The organism is Kitasatospora sp. NPDC057500 (assembly GCF_042802195.1).
In the GTDB taxonomy this organism is placed as follows: Bacteria; Actinomycetota; Actinomycetes; order Streptomycetales; family Streptomycetaceae; genus Kitasatospora.
Genome location: NZ_JBHVER010000023.1, coordinates 58580 through 64801, shown reverse-complemented (window position 1 = coordinate 64801; position 6222 = coordinate 58580). Strand labels below are relative to the sequence as shown.

Genomic DNA, 6222 nt, shown 5'->3' with positions numbered 1-6222 from the left:
ACAACCCCCCACCCCCACCCGAACAACAAACCCCCAAGACAACAACCAACGGCCATGACAGCGGCACGACGAGGAACGAACCCACGGGCCGACCGACACTCCCGCCCGACCGACAACCTTCGAGATCGGCATGAGGAACAACCTCCTACACCCCGGGATAAACCGACCAGGAGACCTCACCGCCCGGGAACCGCAGCTGCTCGAACGGCCAGTCCGCGGCACCAACACGTCGAGGACCGACGCGGGGGCGGGCTCCTCGCCTGCTCAGCCAGATGCCGGCCGCGTGGTGGGGACCCGAGCGGAGGTAGGGGGTGTTACGGCTTTCTGGCCCACTGGGGGCGGCGTTCGACCGTGTCCAGGGCGCGGACGGGGACGGGGCCGGCGAAGCGGGTCACCTGTTGGGCGAGTTCGTCGAGGGGCAGGGGGTGCTCGTGGATGATCTGGAACTCGTAGCGCAGGTCACCGCGGGTCACCCAGAACACTCGGCGTCGGCGGGGGCCGGAGTTACGGGGGCGCTGGTAGTCGTGGTGGTGGACCTCGACCGTGCCGACCTCGATCAGGCCGATCTCCGCCCAGGGCGCGTGGAAACGGCCGCCCGTCGCGTGGAAGCCGGTGGCGTCCACCCGGAAGTCGGGTACCAGGGTGCTCCGCAGGACGGCGGCCAGGCCCAGCAGGCCGCCCACCACGCACACCAGGCAGAACGCCCAGAAGAACAGCAGCGCCAGCAGTGGCGGTTCGTCCCAGGACAGGATCATGTTGAGGATCACCAGCCCCAGCGCGATGGCGACGACGCCACCGAACGCTGCGGATCCCCTCCCGTCCCCGCGGATCTCGAACCGCTCAGGGTGCACCGAATCGACCATCATGCCCATTCCCTTAGGTTTAAATGACGATACGTCATTTGTACTTGCAGCAGCGCGATTTGGTGGCGCGCAGAGCAGGATGGGGTTGTGCGGGACGGGTTCCGCTCCCCCGGACGGGCCGTGTGCCGGAGGGCGGCTCGGGGTGCGGCGCCCTCGGGGGCGGTCCGCGCGGCCCCGTGTGGCGGGTCCGGGGCCGGCCAAACCGGCGTGTGAGAGCCCGGTTCCGGGCCGCGTGCGACACCGGGCGCCGGGCGTCCGGTCTTGGCAGGGATCATCGCGGGGGCCGACGCTCTGTGCGCAGCCGATCGTCGGTTGATCCGTCCAACAGCCTTTTGGAGGGCCATCCATGTCGTTCCCGCGTGCTCGCACCGCCGTCGCCGCCCTGCTCGTCGCCGGCGCCACCGCCCTGGCCGGTCCGGCCCAGGCCGCCGGCGGCCACCGCGCCCTGAGCCACTTCGACGACGGCAGCTTCGAGACGCCCAAGGCCCCGGCGAACGCCTTCACCGGTTTCGGTGCCGGTCAGGCCATCGGGCCGTGGACCGTCACCACCGGCAGCGTCGACCTGATCGGCGCCGGCTTCTGGCAGGCCGCCGAGGGCGACCAGTCGCTGGACCTCAACGGCGGCGCCAGCGGCGCCGTCGCCCAGAGCTTCACCACCGTCCCGGGCGCCACCTACTCCGTCACCTACGCGCTCGCCGGCAACTCCGCGGGCGGACCGGTCCTGAAGACCGGCCGGGTGCTGATCGACGGCCAGAACTTCCAGGACTTCTCCTTCGACGTCACCGGCAAGAGCAGGGCCGCCATGGGCTACGTGGGGCGCCAGTTCAGCTTCGTCGCGCAGAGCGGGTCCACCACGCTGAGCTTCGCCAGCACCGTCCCCGGGGCGTACGGCCCGGTCGTCGACGACGTCCAGGTGAAGGAGTGCAAGCCCTGCTGCGGGTGACCGAACGGCCGCCCGTCCCGGGCGCGCGGCGCATCGTCCTCGCGGGGCGAAGCGGCGCCGGGTGTCCGGGGCGGGCGGCGGCGGCCCGGCCGTTCGGCGGCGGGCGGCACCGGGGCTAGCGGATGGTGCCGCCCGGCTCGCGCACCACCGTCCAGTTCTCGCCGTCGAGGGCGTAGACCGGCGGCCGGGTCCGCACCCAGACATGGGCGAACGGCATGTCGTACGCACCGCACCCGCCGATCACCACCAGGTCGCCCGGTCCCGCACCCGCCGGGCCGGCGATGTCGTCCGCGAACACGTCGCCCTCGTAGCAGTTGGCGCCGAGCAGCCGGTAGCGGCCGGCGCCGTCGGTCGGTGAGGCGGGAAACTCGATCGGGTGCGGCCGGCTCTTGACCGTGCGGGCCAGGTTGGTCCCGCCGTCCAACACCAGCGTGTCCCGCTCGTCACGGGCCTTGCGGACCGCCACCCGGCAGACCAGCGCGCCGTGCGCCTCCACCATGGAGCGCCCCGGCTCGATCAGCAGGTCCACCCCCTCGGGGCCCGGCCCGGCCTGCCGGCACCCCGAGGCGACGGCCGCCGCGTACAGCTCCCACCCCAGGCCGGGCACCCCGTGCGGCGGGAACCCTCCGCCGACGTCCACCGTCAGCCGGCCCTCGGCCTCCTTCGCGAGTTCCCGCAGCACCTCCGCCCACGACACCAGCGCCTCGCGGTACGCCTCCGGGCCGGAGAGCGTACCGACCCCGACGTGCACACCCCAGACCGGCAGACCGGCCCGGCACAGCAGCTCCCGCGCCCGCGCCACCTCGGCCGGAAGCAGCCCGAAGCGCGACCACTCGCCGCCGGCACCCCGCGTGGCCAGCCGCAGCCCCACCGGCGGCGGGCCGTCGGGGAGCGCGAGCAGAGCGTCGAGTTCGGCCAGGGAGTCCACCTGCACCGGCACGCCGAGCCCGGCCGCCAGCGCCAGCTCCGCCGGGCTCTTCACCGGCCCGTCGAAGACGATCCGCCCCGGCTCGAAGCCGTCCTGGAGCGCCAGCGACAGCTCCGCCCCCGACACCACCTCCGCCGACCCGCCCAGCGCCGCCAGCCGCCGGGTCACGGCGGACAGCGGGTTGCTCTTGTACGAGTACGCCACCGTCAGCCGCTCGAACTCCCGCCGCCAGACGCGTTCCATCTCCCGGTAGCCCTCGCCGAGCGCCTCCAGGTCGAACAGGTAGAACGGCGTCGTGCAATGCTCCGCCACCTCCAGCGCCCCGGCCCGCAAACGATCAGTCAGCACGGTGTGCAGCACCTCCCGGCACAGTTCGTACGGCCGCGAAGCACGATAGGCCAATCGCCCCGCGCTGTCAGTGCCGCCTCGATGCCCACGGCCCACGGCCCACCGCCCGCCGCCGCCCGCGTCCGGGACAGGGCGAGCACGCGGGGCTCGTGGCCCTCCGGGTCGGCCAGGCACGTCCACGGGACGACGTCGCCCCGGTCGTCGCCGGGGCAGGCAGCAGGTCGGGACGGACGCGGTCCGGCGCGGTCCTCGCAGCCGGCCTGCGACGGAACTTCCGGGGGGCCGGTGCCCATCGGGGAGCGCAGCACCGCGTGCCCGTCGGTCACCTCGTACGGGGTCCGGTCCGAAGCCTCGCCCCAGAACCGGGCCATGGCCCGCGGATCCGCGCAGTCGACCCACCGTCGCGGCCCTCGGCCCGGTGGCTCAGTGGCTCGGTAGACCTTCCAGGGCTCCAGCACGCAGGGCGCGTGGCCCTCCGGGTCGGCCAGGCACGCCCATGGCACCTCGCCCCGGACCGCGTCGGCGGGCTTCGCGCCGAGGTCCCGGAGGTGCGCGACCGGCTCCGCCCGGTGGGCGTCGAAGGCGGTGGCGATGTCCAGGTGCAGCCGGTTCCCGGTCGCCGGCCCGGCCTCCGGGGCGAGCACGAGGTCGATGCCGACGGCGACGGCGACGGCGACGGTGACGGTGACCGGGTCCGGCCGGGCGCCGAGGGGTCGCGTGTGCCTTGATGTTCTCGTGGACGGGTCGCAGCGCCGTGCCGGTCGTCCAGGGCGTCGGGACCAGGGGTGGGGCGGCCTGACGCGCGTCCAGGCCCCGGCCGACGGTCCGGGTGAGGACGGTGGGGCCGGAGTGGCTCTCGTCGACCGTGGAGCAGCGGACGGGTGTGTCGGGGGCGGCCGTAGGCTAGCGTGGCTCCGTATGACGCATTCCGGGATCGAGGTCACCGCGGGGCTGGTGCGGGAGTTGCTGCGGGAGCAGCATCCCGATCTGGCCGACCGTCCTGTCCGGCTCGGCGCGCGGGGGTGGGACAACCAGGTGTGGCGGCTCGGTGACGATCTTGCTGTCCGAATGCCGTGGGCGACGGCGGACGCGGACGCGTTGGTGCGCAAGGAACACGCGTGGGTTCCCGGGCTCGCGGCGGGACTTCCGCTGCCGGTGCCCGTTCCGCAGCGGATCGGTGAGCCCTCCGAGCGGTTTCCGCGACCGTGGATCGTCACCACCTGGGTGCCGGGGACGCCCGCCGACCGGGCCCCCGCCACGCGGGCCGGGGCGGCGGCCGACGGCCTGGCCGCGTTCCTCAGCGTGCTCCACCGGCCCGCGCCCGAGGACGCACCCGCGGGCAGGAACGGCCGCGACGGGCCGTTGACCGACCACCCCGACGGGTTCGCCCGGATTCTGGCCTCGGCCGTCGAACTGGGACTGGTCCCCGACCCGGACGCCGTCCGCGCGGTCTGGGAGGACGCCGTCGCCGCGCCCGCGTGGGCGGGCCCGGCCGTGTGGCTGCACGCCGACCTGCATCCGGCCAACGTCCTCACCGGGGACGGGGCCCTCTGCGGGGTGATCGACTTCGGCGACCTCTGCACGGGCGATCCGGCCTGCGACCTCTCCGCCGCGTGGATGCTGCTGCCGGACGGCGCCGTCGAGCGCTTCCACCGCGCCTACCGGCCGGGTACGGACGAGGCGACCCGGCGCCGCGCCCGCGGATGGGCGGTGCTGAAGTCCCTTTCCTGCCTGCTCATCGGCGAGGCGGGGGTCCGCGGCCGTCCCGGCGGGAAGCCCACCTGGGGCCCGCCCGCGCGCGCCGCGCTGGAACGGCTCACCGCGACGGTCCGCCGGCCCCGGTAGGCGGCGCCTCAGCGCCGCGCGTGGCGGACCTTCAGCCGTCCGAACCCCATGGTTCCGGAGATGCGGATCGTCGGCCCGCCGGGCGACGACGCCGGCGGGGCCTGGTAGCGCGTGTCCTTCCACCCGGTGTGCAGGCCTTCGAGGTCGACGACGGCGTCGCGCGGGACCGTGATCCTGGCCCTGCCGGTGCCGAGTTGCAGCTCGATGTCGACCACAGGGTGCTCGATGACCGCCCGGGACAGGTCCAGACGGACCCGTCCGAACGCGGACGCGACCTTGAGGACCCGGGGCACCCGCCAGGCGCCGCGCCGCTTGATCCGCCCGCCCGCGGCGGCGATCGTGGAGGTGCTGCCGGTCGGCTCCGCCGGGAGCGAGGACAGCACCGTCGCCAGTTCGCCGTGCGTGGCGGCGGTGAGCACGCGGTGGAGGCGCTCGTCCATCTCCTCGTGCGAGAGGTGCCCTTCGGCGTACGCCCCCTGCACGCGCCGCACCGCCGTGTCGCGGTCGTCCTCGGTGAACGCGCGCCGCGGGTCTTCCGACAGAGGGGTCACCGCTTTACCCTAGCGCCGGTGCATCAGTCGACGGAACGTCAGGTTGCCTTCAGCAAAAAGGAACCGTCTCGTAGATGTGCACCGTTTGGGGGACGGGTCGCTTCCGGTGCCCACCCACCCCGCGCTCGCCCTGCGCCGGGACGGGATGGGCCACGTCATGGTGGGCGCCCGCAAGCCCGGCCGGCTGACGCGGCGGCCGGTAGGATGCCGGGATGGCCGGCTCCTTGCACTCTCCGCTGCTGTTCCTGGACGTCGACGGGCCGCTGATTCCGTTCGGTGGGGAGGGGCCGTACCCGACGTACCGGGGGGCGGGTGGCGGTGGGAATCCGTTGCTGGCCAGGATCGATCCCGGGCACGGGCCCCGGCTGGCCGCCCTGCCGTGCGAGATCGTGTGGGCGACGACGTGGCTGGACGACGCCAATGCGTGCGTCGCGCCGCTGCTCGGGCTGCCGTCGTTGGCCGTTGTGGAGTGGCCGGAGCCGGACGGTGCCGAGGACGGTGTCGAAGAGGGGGCCGAACCCGGCGGGCTGCACTGGAAGACGCGGGCGCTCGTCGCCCGCGCGGACGGGCGGCCGTTCGCCTGGGTGGACGACGAGATCACCGGCGCGGATCGGGTGTGGGTCGCCGCCCGTCACCCGGGGCCCGCTCTGCTGCACCGGGTGGATCCGCGGGTCGGGCTGACCGACGGTGACTACGCGGCGCTCGACGCCTGGCTGCGGCAGTGGTTCTGACGGGAGGTCGACA

General features: G+C 74.2%; 6 protein-coding genes and 1 pseudogene. 3 read left to right on the top strand and 4 right to left on the bottom strand.

From position 1 onward, the window contains the following. Window positions 1–314 precede the first annotated feature (314 nt). Window positions 315–866 carry a hypothetical protein gene (locus ACFU74_RS07935; RefSeq protein ID WP_380753467.1) on the bottom strand — a complete coding sequence of 184 codons (552 nt, stop codon included), beginning with the start codon at window positions 864–866 and terminating at the stop codon, window positions 315–317. 343 nt (window positions 867–1209) lie between these two features. Between ACFU74_RS07935 and ACFU74_RS07930 the strand changes: the two genes are divergently transcribed. Then, on the top strand, window positions 1210–1806 hold the full coding sequence (locus ACFU74_RS07930) for a choice-of-anchor C family protein (RefSeq protein ID WP_380753464.1): 597 nt from the start codon (window positions 1210–1212) through the stop codon (window positions 1804–1806). 115 nt (window positions 1807–1921) lie between these two features. Here ACFU74_RS07930 and ACFU74_RS07925 read toward each other — a convergent pair whose 3' ends face one another. Both ACFU74_RS07925 and ACFU74_RS07920 read right to left on the bottom strand, forming a co-directional pair. Further along, window positions 1922–3082, bottom strand: a complete 1161-nt coding sequence (locus ACFU74_RS07925; RefSeq protein WP_380753461.1) for a hypothetical protein — start codon at window positions 3080–3082, stop codon at window positions 1922–1924. 125 nt (window positions 3083–3207) lie between these two features. Further along, window positions 3208–3780 (bottom strand): annotated as a pseudogene (locus ACFU74_RS07920) (VOC family protein); the annotation flags it as partial. A 220-nt stretch (window positions 3781–4000) separates the two neighbouring features. Between ACFU74_RS07920 and ACFU74_RS07915 the strand changes: the two are divergent. Continuing rightward, window positions 4001–4927 carry an aminoglycoside phosphotransferase family protein gene (locus ACFU74_RS07915; protein WP_380753458.1) on the top strand — a complete coding sequence of 309 codons (927 nt, stop codon included), beginning with the start codon at window positions 4001–4003 and terminating at the stop codon, window positions 4925–4927. 8 nt (window positions 4928–4935) lie between these two features. Here the strand turns inward: ACFU74_RS07915 and ACFU74_RS07910 are convergent, their stop codons facing one another. Further along, complete coding sequence (locus ACFU74_RS07910) at window positions 4936–5478, bottom strand: DUF1707 domain-containing protein (RefSeq protein ID WP_380753455.1); 543 nt, start codon at window positions 5476–5478, stop codon at window positions 4936–4938. 212 nt (window positions 5479–5690) lie between these two features. Between ACFU74_RS07910 and ACFU74_RS07905 the strand changes: the two genes are divergently transcribed. Next, window positions 5691–6209: a hypothetical protein gene (locus ACFU74_RS07905; RefSeq protein WP_380753453.1), complete on the top strand. Its 519-nt coding sequence runs from the start codon at window positions 5691–5693 to the stop codon at window positions 6207–6209. Window positions 6210–6222: the final 13 nt, after the last annotated feature.